15 protein-coding genes and 1 riboswitch are annotated in these 21,959 nt (G+C 56.1%); of the genes, 8 read left to right on the top strand and 7 right to left on the bottom strand.

Features of this window, described 5'->3' with window-relative positions; all coding sequences use genetic code 11:
- The first annotated feature begins 247 nt into the window (after nt 1-247).
- From aceB to aceK, 3 genes are read left to right on the top strand one after another with little or no spacing between them, the layout of a single operon-like run.
- The gene (gene aceB, locus Q3H59_RS18915) at nt 248-1,846 is read left to right on the top strand and encodes a malate synthase A (RefSeq protein WP_309836342.1); all 1,599 of its coding nucleotides are present in this window, start codon (nt 248-250) and stop codon (nt 1,844-1,846) included.
- A gap of 16 nt (nt 1,847-1,862) precedes the next feature.
- On the top strand, nt 1,863-3,164 hold the full coding sequence (aceA, locus tag Q3H59_RS18910) for an isocitrate lyase (protein ID WP_101763124.1): 1,302 nt from the start codon (nt 1,863-1,865) through the stop codon (nt 3,162-3,164).
- Nucleotides 3,165-3,221: 57 nt separating this feature from the next.
- Nucleotides 3,222-4,955: a bifunctional isocitrate dehydrogenase kinase/phosphatase gene (gene aceK, locus Q3H59_RS18905; RefSeq protein ID WP_309836339.1), complete on the top strand. Its 1,734-nt coding sequence runs from the start codon at nt 3,222-3,224 to the stop codon at nt 4,953-4,955.
- On the opposite strand, the gene iclR is transcribed toward aceK, so the two are convergent.
- On the bottom strand, nt 4,952-5,785 hold the full coding sequence (gene iclR / locus Q3H59_RS18900; RefSeq protein ID WP_101763122.1) for a glyoxylate bypass operon transcriptional repressor IclR: 834 nt from the start codon (nt 5,783-5,785) through the stop codon (nt 4,952-4,954). The two genes, aceK and iclR, sit on opposite strands and share 4 nt — an antisense overlap.
- 197 nt (nt 5,786-5,982) lie before the next feature.
- Between iclR and metH the strand changes: the two genes are divergently transcribed.
- A complete protein-coding gene (gene metH / locus Q3H59_RS18895) occupies nt 5,983-9,666 on the top strand; it encodes a methionine synthase (protein ID WP_309836337.1) in 3,684 nt (1,227 codons plus the stop codon).
- A 97-nt stretch (nt 9,667-9,763) separates the two neighbouring features.
- Here the strand turns inward: metH and Q3H59_RS18890 are convergent, their stop codons facing one another.
- The 5 genes from Q3H59_RS18890 to pgi all read right to left on the bottom strand — a co-directional run bounded on the left by Q3H59_RS18890 (nt 9,764) and on the right by pgi (nt 15,727).
- Nucleotides 9,764-11,854 (bottom strand): YjbH domain-containing protein, encoded by a 2,091-nt coding sequence (locus Q3H59_RS18890; RefSeq protein WP_110868117.1) that lies wholly within the window; start codon nt 11,852-11,854, stop codon nt 9,764-9,766.
- Nucleotides 11,854-12,591: a capsule biosynthesis GfcC family protein gene (locus tag Q3H59_RS18885; RefSeq protein WP_309836334.1), complete on the bottom strand. Its 738-nt coding sequence runs from the start codon at nt 12,589-12,591 to the stop codon at nt 11,854-11,856. The genes Q3H59_RS18890 and Q3H59_RS18885 overlap by 1 nt, the downstream gene beginning before the upstream one ends.
- Nucleotides 12,588-13,235, bottom strand: coding sequence for a YjbF family lipoprotein (locus tag Q3H59_RS18880; RefSeq protein ID WP_309836332.1), 648 nt, complete (start codon nt 13,233-13,235; stop codon nt 12,588-12,590). The genes Q3H59_RS18885 and Q3H59_RS18880 overlap by 4 nt, the downstream gene beginning before the upstream one ends.
- Before the next feature lie 73 nt (nt 13,236-13,308).
- Entirely contained in the window at nt 13,309-13,557 is a 249-nt protein-coding gene (yjbE, locus tag Q3H59_RS18875) for an exopolysaccharide production protein YjbE (protein WP_101763117.1), read from the bottom strand.
- A gap of 523 nt (nt 13,558-14,080) precedes the next feature.
- A complete protein-coding gene (gene pgi, locus Q3H59_RS18870) occupies nt 14,081-15,727 on the bottom strand; it encodes a glucose-6-phosphate isomerase (protein ID WP_137384941.1) in 1,647 nt (548 codons plus the stop codon).
- 373 nt (nt 15,728-16,100) lie between these two features.
- Nucleotides 16,101-16,295: riboswitch (Lysine riboswitch) on the top strand.
- Nucleotides 16,296-16,407: 112 nt separating this feature from the next.
- Here pgi and lysC point away from each other — a divergent pair.
- The 3 genes from lysC to panS all read left to right on the top strand — a co-directional run bounded on the left by lysC (nt 16,408) and on the right by panS (nt 19,819).
- Nucleotides 16,408-17,763 carry a lysine-sensitive aspartokinase 3 gene (lysC, locus tag Q3H59_RS18865; protein ID WP_110868121.1) on the top strand — a complete coding sequence of 452 codons (1,356 nt, stop codon included), beginning with the start codon at nt 16,408-16,410 and terminating at the stop codon, nt 17,761-17,763.
- Nucleotides 17,764-18,028: 265 nt separating this feature from the next.
- Nucleotides 18,029-18,721: an aquaporin Z gene (aqpZ, locus tag Q3H59_RS18860; RefSeq protein ID WP_110868122.1), complete on the top strand. Its 693-nt coding sequence runs from the start codon at nt 18,029-18,031 to the stop codon at nt 18,719-18,721.
- A gap of 174 nt (nt 18,722-18,895) precedes the next feature.
- Nucleotides 18,896-19,819 carry a ketopantoate/pantoate/pantothenate transporter PanS gene (gene panS / locus Q3H59_RS18855; RefSeq protein ID WP_101763113.1) on the top strand — a complete coding sequence of 308 codons (924 nt, stop codon included), beginning with the start codon at nt 18,896-18,898 and terminating at the stop codon, nt 19,817-19,819.
- An 87-nt stretch (nt 19,820-19,906) separates the two neighbouring features.
- On the opposite strand, the gene Q3H59_RS18850 is transcribed toward panS, so the two are convergent.
- On the bottom strand, nt 19,907-20,500 hold the full coding sequence (locus tag Q3H59_RS18850) for a YhgN family NAAT transporter (protein ID WP_110868123.1): 594 nt from the start codon (nt 20,498-20,500) through the stop codon (nt 19,907-19,909).
- A gap of 195 nt (nt 20,501-20,695) precedes the next feature.
- Here Q3H59_RS18850 and asd point away from each other — a divergent pair, with 195 nt between their 5' ends.
- Nucleotides 20,696-21,805 (top strand): aspartate-semialdehyde dehydrogenase, encoded by a 1,110-nt coding sequence (gene asd, locus Q3H59_RS18845; protein WP_101763112.1) that lies wholly within the window; start codon nt 20,696-20,698, stop codon nt 21,803-21,805.
- The last annotated feature ends 154 nt before the right edge of the window (nt 21,806-21,959 follow it).

Genomic DNA, 21,959 nt, shown 5'->3' with positions numbered 1-21,959 from the left:
CCTGCCGCGCTAGCCGAAAGCTATCGCGGCTTTTTTTTTGCCTTCAATTCACCAGTGGAAGTTATTGCCTTTAATTCGAGAGATTAAATTACATAAATATCAATCTGATAAATTAAAATAAACATTAAAATGGAAATAGTTTTTGAAATTAAAATAAAAATCATTATGCTCTGATCTTGCAGGTTATAAAACACCCTACATCCGGATCCGATCGTTAAACGATGGATCAACTCAGGAGGCAGCCCGCATGACAGACTCGGTTATCAGCAATACGCTAACCTTCAGCCAGCCCTTTACCCACGCGGAAAAGCAGCTGCTTACCCCAGAAGCAATCGACTTTATACACGCATTAGTGGTGCGCTTTGCACCAGAGCGCGAACGCCTGCTGAAAGCACGCCAGCAACGACAGAAGCGTTACGATCAGGGTGAGTTACCCGGCTTTGATTCGGAAACCGCTTCCATTCGTGAAAATGCGTGGCAAGTTCGTCCTATTCCGCAGCTGCTTCAGGATCGTCGCGTAGAGATCACCGGGCCGCCGGATCGCAAAATGGTGATCAACGCGCTCAACGCGAACGTCAACGTCTTCATGGCCGATTTTGAAGATTCACTGGCGCCAACCTGGCAGAAGCTGATCGACGGACAATTAACACTGCGCGATGCCATCAATGGCACGCTGAGCTTCACCAGTGAAACCGGCAAGATCTACCAGCTGCGCGCCAATCCGGCGCTGCTGATGTGTCGGGTGCGCGGTCTGCATCTGAATGAAAAGCATGTGGAGTGGCGCGATCGGGCCATTCCCGGCGGATTGTTCGACTTTGCGCTCTACTTTTTCCACAACGTTGAAGCGCTGCTGGAGAAGGGCCACGCGCCATGGTTCTATCTGCCGAAAACTGAGCATGCCGCTGAAGTGGCGTGGTGGCGTGAGATCTTCCGCTTCAGTGAAGATCGCTTCGATCTGCCGCGCGGCACCATCAAAGCCACGGTATTGATCGAAACGCTGCCGGCGGTATTCCAGATGGATGAGATCCTGTGGGAACTGCGCGATCACGTCGTTGGCCTGAACTGTGGCCGTTGGGATTACATCTTCAGCTACATCAAAACGCTGGGCCAGCATCCCGATCGTATCCTGCCGGATCGCCAGCAAATCAGCATGGATCAGCCATTCCTCGATGCCTATTCACGCCTGCTGATTCGAACCTGTCATCGTCGTGGTGCGCTGGCGATGGGCGGTATGTCGGCGCTGATTCCGAGCAAAGACGCGGAGCGCAATTTATGGGTGACGCAAAAGGTGCAGGAAGATAAGGCACGAGAAGCGGGCAACGGTCACGACGGAACCTGGGTGGCGCATCCCGGCCTGGCTGATATCGCGATGGAGGAGTTTGACCGTCGGCTGGGCGATCAGCCCAATCAACTGCACATCACGCGTGAGCAGGATGCGCCAATCACCGCCGAACGTCTGCTGGCGCCCTGTCGCGGCAAGCGTACTGAAGCCGGCATGCGCGCCAATATCCGCGTGGCGCTGCAATATCTGGAAGCCTGGATCAGCGGCAACGGCTGCGTTCCGATTGATGGGTTGATGGAAGATGCCGCCACCGCTGAAATCGCCCGCACCTCCATCTGGCAATGGATTCATCACAAACAAATTCTCAGCGATGGCCAGCCGGTAACGGTGGCGCTGTTTGAACGGCTGCTGGAGGAAGAGCTGGCCACCTTGCAGCAAACCGTTGGCGCAGAACGTTTTCAAAATGGACGCTTCGACGATGCCGCCGCGCTGATGGCGCAAATTACCACCGATGACGAACTGGTTTCCTTCCTCACTCTGCCGGGCTACCGCCTGCTGCCTTGAACCTGGAGATATGACGATGAATCGTACGCAACAGATCAAACAACTGGAATCGAGCTGGAATGATGCGCGCTGGCAGGGAATTACTCGTCCGTACAGTGCGGAGGATGTGGTCAATCTGCGCGGTTCGGTCAATCCCGCCTGCACGCTGGCGGAGCGCGGTGCCACCAAACTCTGGTCGCTGCTGAATGGTGAATCGAGCAAAGGCTACATCAACAGCCTTGGCGCGTTGACCGGCGGACAAGCGGTGCAGCAGGCGAAAGCCGGCATAGAGGCGATTTACCTCTCCGGCTGGCAGGTGGCGGCAGATGCTAACCTGGCCGGGCAGATGTATCCCGACCAATCGCTGTATCCGGTGAATTCGGTGCCAAATGTGGTGGAGCGGATTAATCAGAGCTTCCAGCGAGCCGATCAAATTCAGTGGGCCAGCGGCGTATCGCCAGAAGACAGTGATTTTATTGATTACTTCCTGCCGATTGTCGCCGATGCGGAAGCGGGCTTTGGCGGCGTGCTCAATGCGTTCGAGCTGATGAAATCGATGATTCAGGCCGGTGCTGGCGCGGTGCATTTTGAAGACCAACTGGCGGCGGTGAAGAAGTGCGGCCACATGGGTGGCAAGGTATTAGTCCCAACGCAGGAAGCGATTCAGAAACTGGTGGCGGCGCGTCTGGCCGCGGACGTCATGAACGTGCCGACGGTGTTGCTGGCGCGCACCGATGCGGATGCCGCCGATCTGATCACCTCAGATTGCGACCCGCGCGATGCGGCGTTTATCACCGGCGAGCGCACCTCGGAAGGCTTCTTCCGCACGCGTGCCGGGATTGAACAGGCGATCAGCCGCGGGCTAGCGTATGCGCCTTATGCCGATGTGCTGTGGTGCGAAACCTCAACGCCAGATCTGGAGATGGCGCAGCGCTTTGCCGACGCGATTCACGCGCAGTATCCCGGCAAGCTGCTGGCTTACAACTGCTCGCCTTCGTTCAACTGGAAGAAGAACCTTGACGATCGCACTATCGCCCGTTTCCAGCAGGCGCTGAGCGAAATGGGCTATCGCTTCCAGTTCATTACGCTCGCCGGGATTCACAGCATGTGGTTCAACATGTTTGACCTGGCGCACGCCTATGCACAGGGCGAAGGCATGCGCCATTACGTGGAGAAAGTGCAGCAGCCGGAGTTTGCGGCGCGCGATAAGGGTTACACCTTCTCATCGCATCAGCAGGAAGTGGGCACCGGCTATTTCGATCGCGTCACCAACGTCATCCAGGGCGGACAATCCTCCGTGACCGCGCTGACCGGCTCCACCGAAGCCGCACAATTCTGAAGCCGTTGTAAGGTCGCCATTCAATGGCGACCACTTACCGCTAAAGGAGCGTTGCCGATGACGCCGAGAGAATCGCTGATCGCCCACACCATTCTGCAAGGTTTTGACGCGCAGTATGGCCGCTTTCTGGATATTACCGCCGGTGCGCAACAGCGCTTCGAGCAGGCCGACTGGCACGCGGTGCAGCAGGCAATGAAAGCGCGTATCCATCTTTACGATCACCATGTTGGCCTGGTCACCAACCAGCTGCGCATTCTCAATGACACTTCGGACTGGGATGACGAGTTCTGGCTACGGGTGAAAAGCCATTACGAAACCTTGCTGCCCGGCTATCCGCGCCATGAAATCGCCGAAAGCTTCTTCAATTCGGTCTATTGTCGCCTGCAGGGCCACAGCCATTTGTCGCCCGAGCGTCTGTTTATCTTGCCGTCGCAGCCCTATGCGCCTGCACCGGTTGCGCCGCGCCCGCTGTCGCGCCTCTATCGTCCGCAGCAGAATTGGCAGGAAACACTGCGTCAGGTGCTGAATGACATTCCGCTGCGTCTAACGTGGCAGGATCAAACGCGCGATATCGGCTGGATTGTGCGCCATCTGCACGAGCAGTTTGGTGCCACACAGCTGGCGACGGCGACGCTGGATGTCGCCAGCGAATTGTTTTACCGCAACAAAACCGCGTGGATTGTGGCGCGCCTGCAGCTGAGTGATGGCATGGTGCCCTGTTTGCTGCCGATTCAGCGCGATGATGCTGGCCGTTTATGGATCGATACCTGTCTCACCGACAGCGATGATGCCAGCATCGTGTTTGGTTTTGCCCGCGCCTATTTCATGGTGTACGCGCCGGTGCCTGCCGCGCTGGTGGCGTGGCTGCAACCGATTCTGCCGGGAAAAACCGTGGCAGAGCGCTACATGGCGATTGGCTGTCAGAAGCACGGTAAAACCGAATGCTACCGTGAATACCTGCACTATCTGGCGAAAAGTCAGGAAGATTTCACCGTCGCACCCGGCATTCGCGGCATGGTAATGATGGTGTTCACGCTGCCGGGTTTTGATCGCGTATTTAAGGTGATCAAAGACCGCTTCGCACCGCAAAAAGAGGTCACCGATGCGCAGGTGCGCGACTGCTATCGCATGGTCAAAGAGCACGATCGCGTGGGCCGCATGGCGGATACGCAGGAGTTTGAGCACTTTGCGTTACCGCGCGCGCGTATTCCGGCCGAGCTGATGGCGGAGTTTGAGCGCGATATCCCGGAAAAGCTCGAGCTGCGCGACGATGTGGTGATCATCCGCCATTTGTGGCTGGAACGCCGCATGGAGCCGCTTAATCTGTGGCTGGCTCAGGCTTCGCCGGAACAGCGGCAGCATGCGATTGGCGAATATGGTGATGCGATTCGTCAGCTGGCGGCGGCAAATATTTTCCCCGGCGACATGCTGTACAAAAACTTTGGTATGACGCGTCATGGCCGCGTGGTGTTTTACGATTACGACGAAATCCGCCCGATGACCGAACTGGTGTTCCGCGATGTGCCGCAGGCGCGCTATGAGGAAGATGAGCTGCAGGCCGAGCCGTGGTACAGCGTCGGGCCGGATGATGTGTTCCCGGAAACCTTCCGCTATGCGCTGTGCAGCGAACCCTCGACCGGCAAACTGCTGCAGGCGCTGCATCCGCAGCTGTTTGATCCCAACTGGTGGCGCGCGCTGCAAACGCGCATCCGCGAAGGGCATATTGAAGAGGTAATTGCGTGGCGCGCCAGCCAGCGTTTCAGCGCGCGCTATGCGTCGGTGGCCGCTTAGCGGCCAGAATAGGTTTGGGTCACCTGCTTCGCGGCGCGGATCACCAGCGCTCCCAGCTCGGTGATGCGGTCGTCAGTCATGCGCGCAATCGGGCCGGAGATTGAGATGGCGGCGAAGGGTTCGCCATGTTCGTCATAAATCGGTGCCGCAACGCAGCGCAGACCCAGCGCGTGCTCTTCATCATCGTGCGAAAAGCCCATCTTACGAATCAGCGCCAGATTCTCCTTCAGGCTGTGCGGCGACATCAGCGTTTTCGGCGTGTAGTGATGCAGCCCTTTTTGATGCAGCAGCGCGGTAACTTGCTCATCGCTCAGATGCGCCAGAAACGCTTTGCCGGCGCCGGATGCATGCATCGGCAGCTTGCCGCCAATCGGCGCGGACATGCGCATCAGCTGCGTACACTGCACCTGATCGATGATCACCGCCTGATAATCGCTGAGATCCAGCACCGCCAGATTCACCGTCTCGCCGGCATCTTCCATCAGCTTGCGCAGCAACGGATGCACAATCGCCAGCAGATTGCGGCTCTGCAGGAAGCTGCTGCCGACCACAAACGCGTGCGAACCAATGGTCCACAAACCTAAGTCGCCCACCTGATGCACAAAACCTTGCTGCTGCATGGTGGAGAGCAGGCGATGAGTGGTGGAGTTGGGTAAACCGGCCTGTTGTGCCAGTTCGGTCAGCGCCACGCTGCCGTGGGATTCGGCAATCAGCTCCAGCAGGCGCAGACCACGCGTCAAAGATTGTACTTGCCCGCCGACGGGCGCGCTGGTGGTAGCCGTTGTCGCACGCGGTTTCTTGCCGCGTTTCACGGGCGCAGGGGTTGCCATAACGTCTCCAATTCGCATCAATGCTGGAAACCATTTTCGTTTTTAACCGCATTAATGCAAACGCTGACTTTCTGGTCAGACCTGTCATCGGCAATAGCTGAAAATGTCTCATCTGAGCTGACTTTTGATCACCTGCAAGTTGTGCCAGTATGACTGGCTGGCATATTAGCCAACGCAATGACGTGGACGGGGCGAGAGTGAGCAACAAAACAGAAATGCTGCAGCAGCAGCTGGCGCAACGCATTATGATTCTGGACGGTGGCATGGGCACCATGATCCAGAGTTATAAACTGAGTGAGCAGGATTTCCGTGGCAGCCGCTTTGCCGACTGGCCATCTGATTTGAAGGGCAACAACGATCTGTTGGTGCTAACCAAACCGGAGGTGATCCGCGAAATCCACGATGCCTATCTCGCTGCCGGCGCGGATATTCTCGAGACCAACACCTTCAACTCCACCACCATTGCGATGGCCGATTACGCGATGGAAGCGCTATCGGCGGAGATCAACTTCGAAGCCGCCAAACTGGCGCGTGCCAGCGCCGACGCATGGACGGCGAAAACGCCGCATCGTCCGCGCTACGTGGCGGGCGTGTTGGGCCCAACCAACCGCACCTGTTCTATCTCGCCGGACGTCAACGATCCCGCCTATCGTAACGTCACCTTCAATCAGCTGGTGGAAGCCTACCGCGAATCGACGCATGCGCTGATCGCCGGTGGCTCCGACCTCATCATGATCGAAACGGTGTTCGATACCCTGAACGCCAAAGCGGCGATCTACGCGGTGCAGGCCGAGATGGAAGCGATGGGCGTGAAGCTGCCGCTAATGATCTCCGGCACCATCACCGATGCGTCCGGTCGTACGCTCTCCGGCCAAACCACCGAAGGTTTCTATAACTCGCTGCGCCACGCCGAACCGCTGTCGTTCGGCCTCAACTGTGCGCTGGGCCCGGATGAACTGCGTCAGTATGTGGCGGAGTTGTCGCGCATTGCTGAAGGCTACGTCACCGCGCACCCGAACGCCGGTTTGCCCAACGCCTTTGGTGAATACGATCTCGATGCGGCGATCATGGCTGAGCAAATTGGTGAGTGGGCGCGCGCCGGTTTCCTCAATATTATCGGCGGCTGCTGCGGCACCACGCCGGAACACATCGCGGCGATGGCGGCAGCGGTAGACGGCGTTGCGCCGCGCCAGTTGCCTGAGATTCCGGTTGCCTGTCGCTTAGCCGGGCTTGAACCGCTGAATATTCAGGCCGATTCGCTGTTCGTCAACGTGGGTGAACGCACCAACGTCACCGGCTCGGCCAAATTTAAGCGTCTGATCAAAGAAGAGAAATACAACGAAGCGCTGGATGTGGCGCGCCAGCAGGTAGAGAACGGTGCGCAAATCATCGACATCAACATGGATGAAGGCATGCTGGATGCGGAAGCGGCGATGGTGCGCTTCCTCAATCTGATTGCTGGTGAGCCGGATATCGCCCGCGTGCCAATTATGATCGACTCCTCGAAATGGGAAGTGATCGAGAAAGGCCTGCAGTGCATTCAGGGCAAAGGCATTGTGAACTCTATTTCGATGAAAGAGGGCGTGGAACCGTTTATCGCGCACGCGCGCAAAGTGCGTCGCTACGGCGCAGCGATGGTGGTGATGGCGTTTGACGAAGCGGGTCAGGCGGATACGCGGGCGCGCAAAATTGAGATCTGTCGTCGCGCCTACAAGATTTTGACCGAAGAGGTCGGTTTCCCGCCAGAAGACATCATTTTCGACCCGAATATTTTTGCCGTAGCGACCGGCATTGAAGAACACAACAATTACGCGATGGACTTTATCGGTGCCTGCGAAGACATCAAGCGCGAACTGCCACACGCGATGATCTCCGGCGGCGTCTCCAACGTGTCGTTCTCGTTCCGTGGCAATGAACCGGTGCGTGAAGCGATTCACGCGGTGTTCCTCTATTACGCCATCCGCAACGGCATGGACATGGGCATCGTGAACGCCGGTCAGCTGGCGATTTACGACGATCTGCCTGCCGAACTGCGCGACGCGGTGGAAGATGTGGTGCTGAATCGTCGTGACGATGGCACCGAGCGCTTGCTGGAACTGGCGGAGAAATATCGCGGCAGCAAAAGCGACGGCGAGCAGGAGAAACAGCAGGCCGAATGGCGCAGCTGGGACGTGGTAAAACGTCTGGAATACTCGCTGGTGAAAGGCATCACCGAGTTTATTGAGCTGGATACCGAAGAGGCGCGCCAGGCAGCAGCGCGGCCGATTGAAGTGATTGAAGGGCCGCTGATGTCCGGCATGAACGTGGTTGGCGATCTGTTCGGCGAGGGCAAGATGTTCCTGCCGCAGGTGGTAAAATCAGCGCGCGTGATGAAGCAAGCGGTGGCCTATCTCGAACCTTATATTCAGGCCAGCAAAGAGGCCGGACGCAGCAACGGCAAGATTGTGCTGGCAACGGTAAAAGGCGATGTGCATGACATCGGCAAAAATATCGTCGGCGTAGTGCTGCAATGTAACAACTACGAAATCATTGACCTCGGCGTTATGGTGCCGAGTGACAAAATCCTCAAAACCGCGATTGCCGAGAACGCCGATATCATCGGGCTTTCCGGCCTGATCACGCCGTCGCTGGATGAGATGGTCAACGTCGCCAAAGAGATGGAGCGCCAGGGATTCACCATCCCGCTGCTGATTGGCGGCGCGACTACCTCGAAAGCGCATACCGCAGTGAAAATCGAGCAGAACTATAGCGGCCCAACGGTGTACGTTCAGAACGCCTCGCGCACCGTGGGCGTGGTGTCATCGCTGCTGTCCGAAACGCTGAAAGAAGATTTCGTGGCGCGCACGCGCAAAGAGTACGACACTGTGCGTATTCAGCACGCACGCAAAAAGCCGCGCACGCCGCCGGTGAGCCTGCAAACTGCGCGCGATAATGATTATGTCATCGATTGGGAAAGCTATACGCCGCCGGTGGCGCACCGCCTCGGCGTGAGTCCGGTCGAAGCCAGCATTGAAACGCTGCGTAATTACATCGACTGGACGCCGTTCTTTATGACCTGGTCGCTGGCCGGCAAATATCCGCGTATCCTGGAAGATGAAGTGGTGGGCGAAGAGGCCAAACGCCTGTTTGCCGATGCCAACGCCATGCTCGATATGCTGAGCAGCACCGGCACGCTCAATCCACGCGGCGTGGTGGGGATTTTCCCGGCCAACCGTGTCGGCGATGACATTGAAATCTACAGCAACGAGAACCGCAATCAGGTGCTGTGCGTCAGTCATCACTTGCGTCAGCAGACCGAGAAAACCGACTTCGCCAACTACTGTTTAGCCGACTTTGTGGCCCCAAAATCCAGCGGTAAAGCCGATTATCTCGGCGCGTTTGCGGTTACCGCCGGAATTGAGGAAGATGCGCTGGCCGAGGCGTATGACAAGCAGCACGATGATTACAACAAAATCATGGTGAAAGCGGTGTCGGATCGCCTGGCAGAAGCCTTTGCTGAATATCTGCACGAACGCGTGCGTAAGGTGATTTGGGGCTTTGCCGCTCATGAAAATCTCAGCAACGAAGAGCTGATTCGCGAAAATTATCAGGGCATTCGTCCCGCACCGGGTTATCCGGCGTGTCCGGAACACACTGAGAAAGCACCGATCTGGCAGCTGCTGGAGGTGGAAAAACATACCGGCATGAAGCTCACCGAGTCTTTCGCCATGTGGCCAGGCGCAGCGGTTTCCGGCTGGTACTTCAGCCATCCCGATAGCAAGTACTTCGCCGTGGCGCAGATTCAGCGCGATCAGGTGGAAGATTACGCCGCGCGTAAAGGCATGATCGTGAGCGAAGTTGAGCGCTGGCTGGCACCCAATTTGGGTTATGACGCAGATTAATAGTCGGTAACGCGCAATAAATGGCGCCGCTACGGTATGTGCACCTCTCCGTAGCGGCGCGATTTATCGCGCGGGTTTCAAACCACCCGTGCTGATGTTAATTAAATCGCGCATCACGATCTGACGTCAGGTCATACAGCTGATATTTACGACCCAGCATCTGCCCACCATCTCGCGTCAACGGCACCCAGTTCACCTGCGCGCGGCCTCGCGTTGGCGTCACGGTAAACAGATCCATCGGCACCGAAATATAGAAGCCTTTAGTGAAGTCGCCTTCGCCATAGGCTTCCGCCGACACGTTGGTTTTGGTGGCGTAGAAGCCCACCATCACGCCGCTATCAAACCGCTTCGACACATCAACGGTAACGCCTTTATCCTTCGCCAGATATTCACCGACGCTGGCTTTCACCAATACGTCCTGCATAAACCACGGACGCCAGTACGCGGTGAAATGTCCGGTTGGCGCTTTGTAATCGGTGAACTGCATCATGTTGTCCCAATCACGCTGCTTCACGTAGTTGGCATCAACCCCGAAGGCCCAGTTGCTATCTATCGGACGATACAGCACTTCGCCGCCGACGCCGCCGTACATGGTTTCCAGATAACCGCCGTAAACCTGGCCGTAGAAACCGTTGCCGAGCGCCTGCATGTAGTTGGCTTGCAGATCGTTAACGTAAACGTTGTTCTCAACGTAATCACGAATATGAGTACGCACGCGCGGCAGCGTTGAATCCGCCGGTGCGCCGTTGTAGTTGAACTTATCGTAGTTATTGGCGAGGTTGCCAAACAGGCTGCCGCCGACCAACAGGTGATCGGTAAGCCAGTAATCGGCGTTGGCCATCACGCCAACCTGATACATGTAGAAGCTTTCCGGTCCGCCGACGGACTGATTCAGCACCGGCGACAGGCTGTAGTTCAGACGATCTTTGCGGATGAAGAAACCTTGCTCGGTGGCACCGGGATCGACCGGATTTTCACGCGTCTGCTGCAGCGGCTGTTCATGCCCCAGCGGATAACCCACGAGTTCGTTATGCAGGCTGGCAACGTTGGTGCGCGTGCTCACCTGCGGCATATTGAAGCGCGACTCGGTGACGTCGATGGTATCGATGCCGGCCGGCAGGTTGTTCATGATAATGCGATTGGCGCGATCGACCCCTTCGCGCGTATCGCGATATTTGGTCTGCTCGCCGGAAACATACAACGTGCTGCCTTTGGTTTGAATATGCGGGCCATTCAGTCCTGCGTTGTACTTCAGATCGGTCAGCTGGTTTGCCACCACCGTTGGCTGCAACAGATCGCCCTGCGGCTGCGGGTTGTAGGCCGGCTTCTCGCTATCGATATGCGACTGATGCAGATCGTTGAAATTGGTGCGCAGGGTAAAGCCGAACATAAAGGTGTTGCCGCGCTCGTAGCTGGCGTTGATGTCCGCCCAGTCGGTGAGGCGATAAATCGCGCCGACGTTGACTTTACTGCGCTGATCCAAACGACCGGCGAAATCATCCTGATAATCGTTGCCTTCGTACTCCAGCTTGAGGCGCAGCGGCTGCCACGGTGTTTGATACTCTACGCCGCCAAACAGCGCCGCCGGACCGTGGAACATCTGCGAGCCATTAATTGAACCCGCTTCGCCACCGCCGGTGCGGCTACAGAAGCTGTCGCTGTAGGAGCAGAACGGGTTCTTAATGGTGCCGCTGTTGCCGAGATAACCCCAGCCCAGACCCAAGGTGAAATCGAACGGGCCCCACGCTTTGCTCGCCACCAGATATTCGCTGTCGAACAGACCGGTACCGCCTAAATCGCGTGAGCCAACCGCCACTTCTGGCAGCCAGTAGCTCTCTTGCCATAGGCGCAGCTTCACATCGAAGGCTTTATCTTTATAGCTTTGGTTGCCGCTGAAACCTTCTACTGCGCTGTAACGGCGGGTACGCACATCGGTATAGCGTACGGTGGTTTCCAGCCACGGGAACAGCTGCAGCGAGGCAGAATAGTAGCGATATTGATCGTTATCGCGGAAGTTGACGCTAAATTCGCCCTCTTTCGCCATACGCGCGGTGGGCGTCTGCATCAGGCCAACGCCACCAAAATCCGATTGAGAAGGACCGACCGGTTCAGGCCAGGTTTCCGCATGCACCTGGCAAGCGGCGGAAACAGAAGCAGCCAACAGGCTGAGAAGTAATTGTTTTTTCATCAGTCTGGTATCCGGTGAGTCAGAACGGAAAGCATGCGCTCATTCAAATCGCTGTGGCCCCATGGCAAGCTCCATGAGGTGAAACCGAGCCAGATAATGCTGCCGGGTTCCACTTCGATATGGCGATGATTCCAGTAGGCAACCGGAACTTGCTGGGTGCTGCCGGACGGCGCAATCACCGTGGCATAGCTGCGTTCCGCGCCGGACAGACGATCGTGGCCTTCGAGGTAATCACGCACTTCGCGGCCAGGCTGCCAGCGCGCTTTACCCGGATTGCTCAACGCCCCCAGCACCAGTACCTGCGTCGGCTGCGCCAGCATATAGAGGTCATAGCTGCCTTGCAGCGTGCGGTTATCCTGTGGACGCAGACGCACGTCATCGGGATCGAGCGAGGTGAACTGGCGGCCCGTTACCTGCAGCGCGCCAAGCTGGTGGATAACCGAGCCGATGGTTGCGGCCAACGACTCGCCGCTGTCGGCTTGCCAGGCGCGCAGATCGGCCAGCAGCTGCTTCTGTTGCTGCTGTGCTACCGCCGTTGCGCCGCGTTCGGCAATCACCGTGCCCGGCCACCAACTGCGCAGTTCAGGATGGGTGAGCAACTGACTAAGATTCTGCGCATCGTTAATTTGCAGTGTGTTTTTTCCCGGCAGATCGTGAACGGTGACTTGCGCCGCCGCCAGTGCGTGGCCAGCCGTGAGCAGCGTCAATGCTGCCAGCATTGGAGTTATTTTTTTCATGATTTCGCCGGCTTCAGAATGGTGGTTTCAACGGGGAAGGCATCGGCGGCCAGCATCTGGTTGGCCTGCAATACCGTGCCATCACGGTTATCGATCCAGAAGGTGTTCTGCCACTCCGCGCCTACGTTCTCCATGCGCACGGTTTCATGCCAGACGCGGCACGGTACGCGTTCACCGGCGATGTCCAGCACCGTATCGTCACCGCGCTCGAAGCGGGAAACCGCTGTGGCGGCACGCACTTTATCTTGCTCGCGCCACTGCACCACGCGCGTCCAGCTGGCACCGTGTTGCAGATGCAGCGCATCGGCGAGCGGATCCTGCGCCAGGTTACTGACGTCAGCGAGGTTGCTCGGTAAACCCAGGGTTTTGATCAGACGGCCATGCTGCATCACCAGCATCGCTTTATCCTGGGTGATCCACTTCTGCTGGCCGTTTTCGTTGTAACCGAGCACCACGAAGATGCGCGGTCCTTCATTGATGCGGGCATAGAGGCTGGCGTAGGGCAGGTTAGCAACCTGCTCGTTGGTGACCGTGACATCATCCGGGCCATTCACGGCCAGCATCACGGTTTGTTCGAGGCCTTTTTGCGTTTGTGTGCAGGCCTGCAACAACAGGCAAAGAAGTAGCAAAGAGAGTCGGCGCACGGTGTATCCCTGTCTAAATAAGCCAAGCAAAAAATAACCACACGGGTGTGTGGTTATGCTTAAAGGTGCTACATCAACGAGTGGTGCTCGTTGTGGTGGTTGTTGTTGTACCGGTATTTGCACCGTCACCGCCGCCAGAAGCAGCAATGCCGAGACCCACTAACGCACCGAGCGCGCCGATACCCACAGCGGTAGACGCGCCGGAAGAGATTGCTCCCGCCTGCGCGCCTGCTGCAGCACCAGCTTCTTCCGGCGCGGCAATCGCAGCGGAAGAAACGGCAACGTAAAGTAAGGCTGCACCGGCAACCATCAGTTTTTTCATAACAACGTTTCCTGCATTTATATGAATCAATGAATGTAGGATTTACCCAGATTTCGGGCGCGTTCAGTATAGGGCAACAAATTACCAGAGTTCAGCATGAGTAAAAGAGGGCAGGAAGTCGGGTTTTTTCTGGTGATAAATACGGCGAATTGGCGTTAGCTGCTTTTTTTTAACGCCTTTTTTCAGGCTAATAGGATAAGTGAATGCCTGCGCATTTCACGGCAGAGTTTTTCACTTTTGCACTAATTATTGGTACGGAATGGGAATAATCGGAATTTACTTATAAGGCTTAAATTAAAATCATAGATCTATCAGATGGATAAACTATTTGTCGGGCTGAATTAGGTCCATTTTTAAGCCAGGTAAGGTGCGGTAAATTGAAATGAATTACGAATTTCCTTACGCCACTTTAAGAATTTTCTAACCCTGTTTAATGCAGTAATTAATAATATTGCGTGTGAGATGGCCTGGTTGACAAAAAAAAGGCGGCAATTACGCCGCCTTATGTAAATTAGCCGGAAAATTAACGCCAGGATTTGTAGCGATTAATTAAGCCATTGGTGGAGCTATCGTGGCTGCTAATTTCAGCGTCATTTTCCAGTTCTGGCAGAATACGGTTTGCCAGCTGTTTACCCAACTCAACACCCCATTGGTCAAAGGTGAAGATGTTGAGAATCGCGCCCTGAGTGAAGATCTTGTGCTCATACAGCGCAATCAGTGCACCCAGACTGAACGGGGTAATTTCACGCAGCAGAATGGAATTAGTTGGGCGGTTACCTTCGAACACTTTGAACGGCACGATGTGCGCGACAGATTCGGCAGATTTACCCGCATCGGTAAACTCTTTCTCCACCACATCGCGTGACTTACCAAACGCCAGCGCTTCGGTCTGCGCGAAGAAGTTCGACAGCAGCTTCGGATGGTGATCGGTCAGCACGTTGTGGCTCAGTGCTGGTGCGATAAAGTCGCACGGAATCAGTTTGGTGCCCTGATGAATCAGCTGATAGAACGCATGCTGGCCGTTGGTGCCAGGCTCGCCCCAGATGATTGGGCCGGTCTGGTAATCCACTGGATTGCCTTCACGGTCAACGTATTTACCGTTGGATTCCATGTTGCCCTGCTGGAAGTAAGCAGCAAAGCGATGCATGTACTGATCGTACGGCAGAATCGCTTCGGTTTCGGCACCAAAGAAGTTGTTGTACCAGATACCGATCAGCGCCAGCAGCACCGGCAGGTTCTGCTCGGCAGGCGTGTTGGCGAAGTGCTTATCCATGGCGTGCGCGCCGCTCAACAGCTGCTCGAAGTTCTCGAAGCCGATGGAGAGAATGATCGACAAGCCGATAGCTGACCACAGTGAATAGCGGCCGCCAACCCAATCCCAGAACTCAAACATGTTGTCGGTATCAATACCGAACTCACCCACCGCTTTACCGTTGGTCGACAGCGCAGCGAAGTGCTTCGCCACGTGCTGCTGATCGCCCGCAGTTTTCAGGAACCAGTCACGCGCGCTGTGGGCGTTGGTCATGGTTTCTTGCGTGGTGAAGGTTTTAGATGCCACGAGGAACAGCGTGGTTTCCGGGCTGAGATCTTTCAGCGTTTCGGCGATATGGGTGCCATCGACGTTAGAAACAAAGTGCATGTTCAGGTGGTTTTTGTACGGACGCAGCGCTTCGGTCACCATGAACGGGCCGAGGTCTGAACCGCCAATCCCGATATTCACCACGTCGGTGATGGCTTTGCCGGTATAGCCTTTCCAGTCGCCGCTGATGATGCGCTCGGAGAAGCCTTTCATCTTCGCCAGCACCGCGTTGACTTCCGGCATCACATCTTTGCCGTCCACCACAATGGGCGTGTTGCTGCGGTTACGCAGCGCAACGTGCAGAACTGCACGCTCTTCGGTGCGGTTGATCTTCTCGCCAGAGAACATCGATTTAATGGCGCCTGCCAGATCGGTCTCTTTAGCCAGCGCCTGTAATTTTTCGAGGGTTTCCTCGGTGATGCGGTTTTTTGAGAAATCCACCAGCATCTGGTCATCGAAAGTGGCAGAGAATTTCGCAAAACGATCGGCATCTTGCGCAAACAGGTCGGCGATTTGCACCGATTTCATCTGCTCAAAATGCTGCTGCAGCGCTTTCCAGGCAGCGGTTTGGGTCGGATTGATATTTTTCATGGCAACACTCTAGTTGATATAAGAACCGTCATTCCATCCGGGGCGTCCTGCTGGCCCGGCATCCATAGCATTCTTGCACGGGGATGAGTATGACCACAGTTACTGGCTAAGGGAAAAAATTTGTGACCGTGGCCGCACTGTTTCAGGTAAATCCGGCAGCGATTGTCGGTGCTGCGCCAGCAGAATTCCCTGTGCCGCATCAGAAAAAAGCCGCTTTTGTCTGATTCGGACACTACTTTAGGCCGCTGTTGGTGGGCGCGTTTGTTCAACGATGCGTTTACCGAAGTGTAAAAGTGAGAAATCCTCAAAGTGCGGGGATGGACAGGGGGGAAAATAATCAGTAATTTATGCGCGCTACTTACACCTCCGGGTGTAAGCCAGAAGAGGCGCGTCGCCCAGGCAGTGTGTTTGAGGATCCGTATCCGCAGAGAACACATCAGGGGGTGTGACGCCGAGGTGGGGCAACACGCGGGGTGTTGCACTGTCGGCTGCAGGGGCTGAATCCTCTGGGTTGTCACCAGAATCGTCCACAGTCGGACGGTTCGCAAGGTGAAGCGCTTTTGGTGACTTGTCTACTACTGATCTTGTCTGCCCAATTCTGCTCTTCTCTTGTGCCTAGGCTGCTACTATGTCTTCCGCCCCAAAACGGAAGAAAGATAACCTGACACGGGGTTCGTAATATGTCCCAAAATCTTATCGTGGCTAAATTTGGCGGCACCAGCGTTGCCGATTTTGATGCTATGAACCGCAGCGCAGATGTTGTGCTGTCGGACGCCAATACCCGCTTAGTGGTGCTCTCTGCCTCCGCTGGCGTAACCAATCTGCTGGTTGCCCTTGCTGAAGGCCAGGAACAAGCGCAGCGCGCTTACCTGCTGGATGAAATCCGCCGTATTCAATATGCCATCATCGATCGTCTGCAATCGCCGGATGTGATCCGCGATGAGATTGATCGCATGCTGGAAAACATCACCATGCTGTCTGAAGCCACCTCGCTGGCGACCTCACATGCGCTGACCGATGAGCTGGTGAGCCACGGTGAGCTGATGTCGACGCTGTTGTTCGTGGAGATTCTGCGCGAGCGTCAGGTCAACAGCGAATGGTTTGACGTGCGTAAAGTGATGCGCACCAGCGATCGTTTTGGCCGCGCAGAACCCGAAGTGGCGACGCTGAAAGAGCTGGCCGCAACGCAGCTGCAGCCGCGCATTGCGGAAGCGCTGGTGGTGACGCAGGGCTTTATCGGTAGCGAAATCAAAGGGCGCACCACCACGCTTGGTCGTGGCGGCAGCGACTATACCGCTGCGCTGCTGGGCGAAGCGCTGCAGGCCGCGCGCATTGATATCTGGACCGATGTGGCCGGTATCTACACCACCGATCCACGCGTGGTGTCCACCGCTAAACGCATCGAAGAGATTACCTTCGAAGAAGCAGCGGAGATGGCGATCTTTGGTGCCAAAGTGCTACATCCGGCCACTTTGCTGCCGGCCGTGCGTAGCGATATTCCGGTGTTTGTCGGTTCGAGCAAAGATCCCGCTGCAGGCGGTACGCGCGTGTGCAACGAAACCAAGAATCCACCGCTGTTCCGTGCGCTGGCGCTGCGTCGTAAGCAGACGCTGGTAACGCTGCACAGCCTGAACATGCTGCATGCACATGGCTTCCTCGCCGAAGTGTTTAACATTCTGGCGCGCCACAGCATCTCCGTTGATCTGGTGACCACTTCCGAAGTGAGCGTGGCGCTGACGCTGGACAGCACCGGTTCAACCACCACCGGCGACAGCTTGCTGACCCAGGCGCTGTTGACTGAGCTCTCTTCACTGTGCCGTGTGGAAGTGGAAGAGAATCTGGCGCTGGTGGCGATCATCGGCAACAACCTGTCAAAAGCGTGCGGCGTCGGCAAAGAAGTGTTTGGCGCACTCGAGCCGTTCAACCTGCGCATGATTTGTTACGGTGCCAGCAGTTATAACCTTTGCTTCCTGGTGCCAACCCCAGATGCCGAGGAAGTGGTACGTGCGCTGCATAAGAATCTTTTTGGTTCTTAAGGCCAGTTTTTAGCATGCGGAATCAAGCCGGACCGGGTCCGGCTTTTTTTATTGGTGAAATTTTTTAAACAATAATTCAAGCCCAACGACATTCACTGCTTCGCGCCAGACATTTCTGATGAACCCCGTCATATCTCGCGAGAACCGTCTCAAATACGCTGCTATCGCCTAAAAATCACCCTAATCCCTTATTCTTCGGTTGCGCTTCAATCGCCAAAAACGATAATCCCGCCGCGAAAACATTAAATTATTTGAGGGAGCAGAGATGAAAAGATTAGTGGCTGAAACGCTGGGCACTTTCGTGCTGGTGTTGGGCGGTTGTGGTAGTGCGGTTTTGGCCGCGGCGTTTCCAGAATTGGGTATTGGTTTTGCTGGTGTTGCGCTGGCGTTTGGTCTGACGGTGTTGGTAATGGCATTTGCCGTCGGCCATATTTCGGGCGGCCATTTTAACCCGGCGGTCACCCTCGGTCTGACGGTTGGCGGACGTTTCCCGGCGGCGCAGGTTGTGCCTTATATTATCGCGCAGCTGGTCGGCGCGGTTGCGGCGGCTGGCGTGCTGTATTTGATCGCCAGCGGTAAAGCCGGTTTCGATGCCGTGGCCAGCGGCTTCGCGTCGAACGGTTACGGTGAACATTCGCCGGGGGGCTTTAGCCTGCAGGCGGGCATGATCGCCGAACTGGTGCTGACCGCCGTATTCCTGATTGTGATCATGGGCGCGACCGATAAACGTGCTCCGGCTGGCTTCGCGCCCATTGCAATCGGCCTGGCGCTAACGCTGATTCACCTGGTGAGCATTCCCGTCACCAATACCTCAGTCAACCCGGCGCGCAGTAGCGGTGTGGCGATCTTCCAGGGCGGCTGGGCATTGGAACAGCTGTGGATGTTCTGGTTGTTACCGATTATCGGTGCCGCGATTGGTGGTGCGATCTACCGCTTTGCACTGGAAAAAGCAGAGTAACTTTGCCGTATTTCAGCGGATCGGCAGCAGCCGATCCGCATTTTGCCCCGCAAGCGACTTCCCGCCTTACGTCAAGATAATGAAATGTTATGATCCCGCGTCCGTCGCTGTGGTCGTTCCCTGCGCGACATTTCATCTGTGGCAATATAAAAAAATTCCTAAGGAAGTCTGGTTATGCTCGGCAAACTTACCCGCCTGTTCCCGCTCTGGGCCGTGCTGCTCTCGGTCGCTGCTTATTATTCTCCTGGCACCTTTCTCGGCATTGGGCCGTGGGTGACTTACCTGCTGATGCTGATTATGTTCGGCATGGGCGTGACGCTAAACATTGATGATTTCAAACGCGTGCTAGTGCGTCCTGCGCCGGTGATCGCCGGGACTTTCCTGCATTATCTGGTGATGCCGCTGGCCGCGTGGGGCCTGGCGAAGCTGTTCCAGATGCCACCGGATCTGGCGGCAGGCATGATTCTGGTCGGCAGCGTGGCCAGCGGCACCGCTTCAAACGTGATGATTTATCTGGCGAAGGGCGATGTGGCGCTGTCGGTGACCATCTCATCCGTGTCGGCGCTGGTAGGTGTATTCGCCACACCGCTGCTAACACGCTTCTACGTTGATACCCACATTCAGGTGGATGTGGTCGGTATGCTGCTCAGCATCGTGAAAATCGTGGTGATTCCGATTAGCCTGGGTCTGATTATCCATCACTCCATGAATAGCGTGGTGCGCCGCGTTGAGCCTTATCTGCCGGCGTTTTCTATGGTGTGCATTCTGCTGATCATTAGCGCGGTGGTGGCTGGCAGCCAGGGCTTTATCGGTTCTGTCGGCTTGATGGTGATTGTGGCGGTGATCCTGCACAACGCGATCGGTCTGTTGGGCGGTTATTGGGGCGGTAAGCTGTTTGGCTTCGATGAATCGACCTGCCGCACGCTGGCGCTGGAAGTGGGTATGCAGAACTCAGGTCTGGCGGCGACGCTGGGCAAACTTTACTTCTCGCCGTTAGCGGCCTTGCCGGGCGCGCTGTTCTCGGTGTGGCACAACCTGTCAGGTTCGCTGCTGGCCGGTTACTGGTCGGGTAAACCGATCGATAAGAAGCAGAAGTAATATTCAAAAAAGCATCACATTCAATTCATGCACATAGCGTAGCGGCGCAATAAATTGCGCCGCTACGCTGCCTGCGCTCTGAATGTATTACAGCTTCAGATAGGTACGAATCCCATCCAGGAACATCTGCGTCGCCAGCATAATCAAAATCAATCCCATCAGGCGCTCCAGCGCGTTAACGCCTTTGTCGCCCAGCAGGCGTAAAAACAGCCCCGACATCAGCAGAATCACCACCGTCAAACCCCACGCGATCAGCAGCGCGCCGACCAGATGCGTCATTTGGTTGGGATATTGATGCGACAACAGCATCAGCGTCGCCAGCAGGGACGGACCGGCCACCAGCGGAATTGCCAGCGGCACGAGGAACGGTTCTTCACCGGCCGGCAAGCCACTCGAGCTGCTCTCCTCTGACGGGAAAATCATGCGGATGGCGATCAGAAAAAGAATGATGCCGCCGGAGATCGACACGGTTTCGGTGCGCAGATTGAGAAACGCCAGAATGCGTTCACCGGCGAATAAAAATAGCAGCATCAGAATCAGCGCAATCAGCATTTCGCGCATCAGTACCACGCGGCGGCGTTTGGGTTCCAGATGCTTCAATACCGACATAAAAATCGGCAGGTTGCCCAGCGGATCCATAATCAACAACAGCAATATGGTCGCGGATATCATTTCAGTCATGTTGGTTAGCCATTATTAGTTGTACTGCTGAAAAAGTTGGCGCAATCGAATTAATTCACTTGCCAGAAGTGCTGCATTTTGTAGAGTTGACGGTCATAGGTAAACCTGATTATTACGCAGACCGGCACGATTATCCGGCCAGTCTTTTCCTCGCACCACACGGCCTCTTTCGAGAGCACCCGAGACGGACAGAAAATGAAGAATGTAGGTTTTATTGGTTGGCGTGGCATGGTCGGCTCAGTGCTGATGTCACGCATGAGCGAAGAACGCGATTTTGATGTCATCAATCCGGTCTTCTTCTCCACGTCACAGCTTGGTCAGGCGGCACCCACATTCGGCGGTAAGTCGACCGGTGCGCTGCAGGATGCTTTTGATATCGAGGCGCTGAAGGCGCTGGATATTATTATCACCTGCCAGGGCGGTGATTACACCAGTGAAGTCTATCCAAAGCTGCGTGAAAGCGGCTGGCAGGGTTACTGGATTGATGCAGCTTCCACGCTGCGCATGAAAGATGACGCCATCATCATTCTCGATCCGGTTAACCATAACGTGATTCGTCAGGGCCTCGATAACGGCATCAAAACCTTTGTCGGCGGTAACTGCACCGTCAGCCTGATGCTGATGTCGCTGGGCGGTCTGTTTGCTAACGATCTGGTTGAGTGGGCCTCGGTGGCGACTTATCAGGCGGCATCAGGCGGCGGCGCGCGTCATATGCGTGAACTGCTGACGCAAATGGGCATGCTGCATGACCACGTGGCGAAATCGCTCCAGGATCCGGCTTCGGCAATTCTGGATATCGAACGCAGCGTGACCGATTTCACCCGTTCTGGCACTTTGCCAACCGACAATTTCGGCGTACCGCTGGCGGGCAGCCTGATTCCGTGGATCGACAAGCAGCTGGATAACGGCCAGAGCCGCGAAGAGTGGAAAGGCCAGGCGGAGACCAACAAAATCCTGCGTACCAGCAGTGTGATTCCGGTTGATGGCCTGTGCGTGCGCGTTGGCGCGCTGCGCTGCCACAGCCAGGCATTCACTCTGAAGCTGAAAAAAGACCTGCCGCTGAGCGAAATCGAACAGCTGCTGGCCTCGCATAACGAATGGGTGAAAGTGGTGCCAAACGACCGCGACATCACCATGCGCGAACTGACGCCAGCCGCCGTCACCGGCACCCTGACCACGCCAGTAGGCCGCCTGCGCAAACTGAATATGGGACCGGAATACCTTTCTGCCTTCACGGTGGGCGATCAGTTACTGTGGGGCGCGGCTGAACCGCTGCGCCGCATGCTGCGTCTGCTGATCGACTAAGCGCAGCGGCAAATCAGAAAGGCCGGGGTTTCCCGGCCTTTTTTTATTATCCAGGCTGCAAAAATTCATGCAAATTGCGCCTGACAAGTGATCCGCTTCCCTTTTTTGCTTGCCCGATAAGTATTTTTCACGATCCTCCCTGGCTTCTGCTATC

The organism is Pantoea sp. SORGH_AS_0659, assembly GCF_031453915.1.
Taxonomy (GTDB): domain Bacteria; phylum Pseudomonadota; class Gammaproteobacteria; order Enterobacterales; family Enterobacteriaceae; genus Pantoea; species Pantoea leporis.
Note: the sequence above shows the minus strand (reverse complement) of the source record. Positions and strands in the feature narration are given on the sequence as shown.

Bases quoted from the DNA above. Each gene is read 5' to 3' on its own strand.
- Q3H59_RS18885 (WP_309836334.1), bottom strand. From the start codon at position 12,591: ATGAAAAAAATAACTCCAATGCTGGCAGCATTGACGCTGCTCACGGCT.
- aceK (WP_309836339.1), top strand. From the start codon at position 3,222: ATGACGCCGAGAGAATCGCTGATCGCCCACACCATTCTGCAAGGTTTT.
- aqpZ (WP_110868122.1), top strand. From the start codon at position 18,029: ATGAAAAGATTAGTGGCTGAAACGCTGGGCACTTTCGTGCTGGTGTTG.
- aceA (WP_101763124.1), top strand. From the start codon at position 1,863: ATGAATCGTACGCAACAGATCAAACAACTGGAATCGAGCTGGAATGAT.
- Q3H59_RS18850 (WP_110868123.1), bottom strand. From the start codon at position 20,500: ATGACTGAAATGATATCCGCGACCATATTGCTGTTGTTGATTATGGAT.
- iclR (WP_101763122.1), bottom strand. From the start codon at position 5,785: ATGGCAACCCCTGCGCCCGTGAAACGCGGCAAGAAACCGCGTGCGACA.
- aceB (WP_309836342.1), top strand. From the start codon at position 248: ATGACAGACTCGGTTATCAGCAATACGCTAACCTTCAGCCAGCCCTTT.
- yjbE (WP_101763117.1), bottom strand. From the start codon at position 13,557: ATGAAAAAACTGATGGTTGCCGGTGCAGCCTTACTTTACGTTGCCGTT.
- asd (WP_101763112.1), top strand. From the start codon at position 20,696: ATGAAGAATGTAGGTTTTATTGGTTGGCGTGGCATGGTCGGCTCAGTG.
- pgi (WP_137384941.1), bottom strand. From the start codon at position 15,727: ATGAAAAATATCAATCCGACCCAAACCGCTGCCTGGAAAGCGCTGCAG.
- Q3H59_RS18890 (WP_110868117.1), bottom strand. From the start codon at position 11,854: ATGAAAAAACAATTACTTCTCAGCCTGTTGGCTGCTTCTGTTTCCGCC.
- lysC (WP_110868121.1), top strand. From the start codon at position 16,408: ATGTCCCAAAATCTTATCGTGGCTAAATTTGGCGGCACCAGCGTTGCC.
- panS (WP_101763113.1), top strand. From the start codon at position 18,896: ATGCTCGGCAAACTTACCCGCCTGTTCCCGCTCTGGGCCGTGCTGCTC.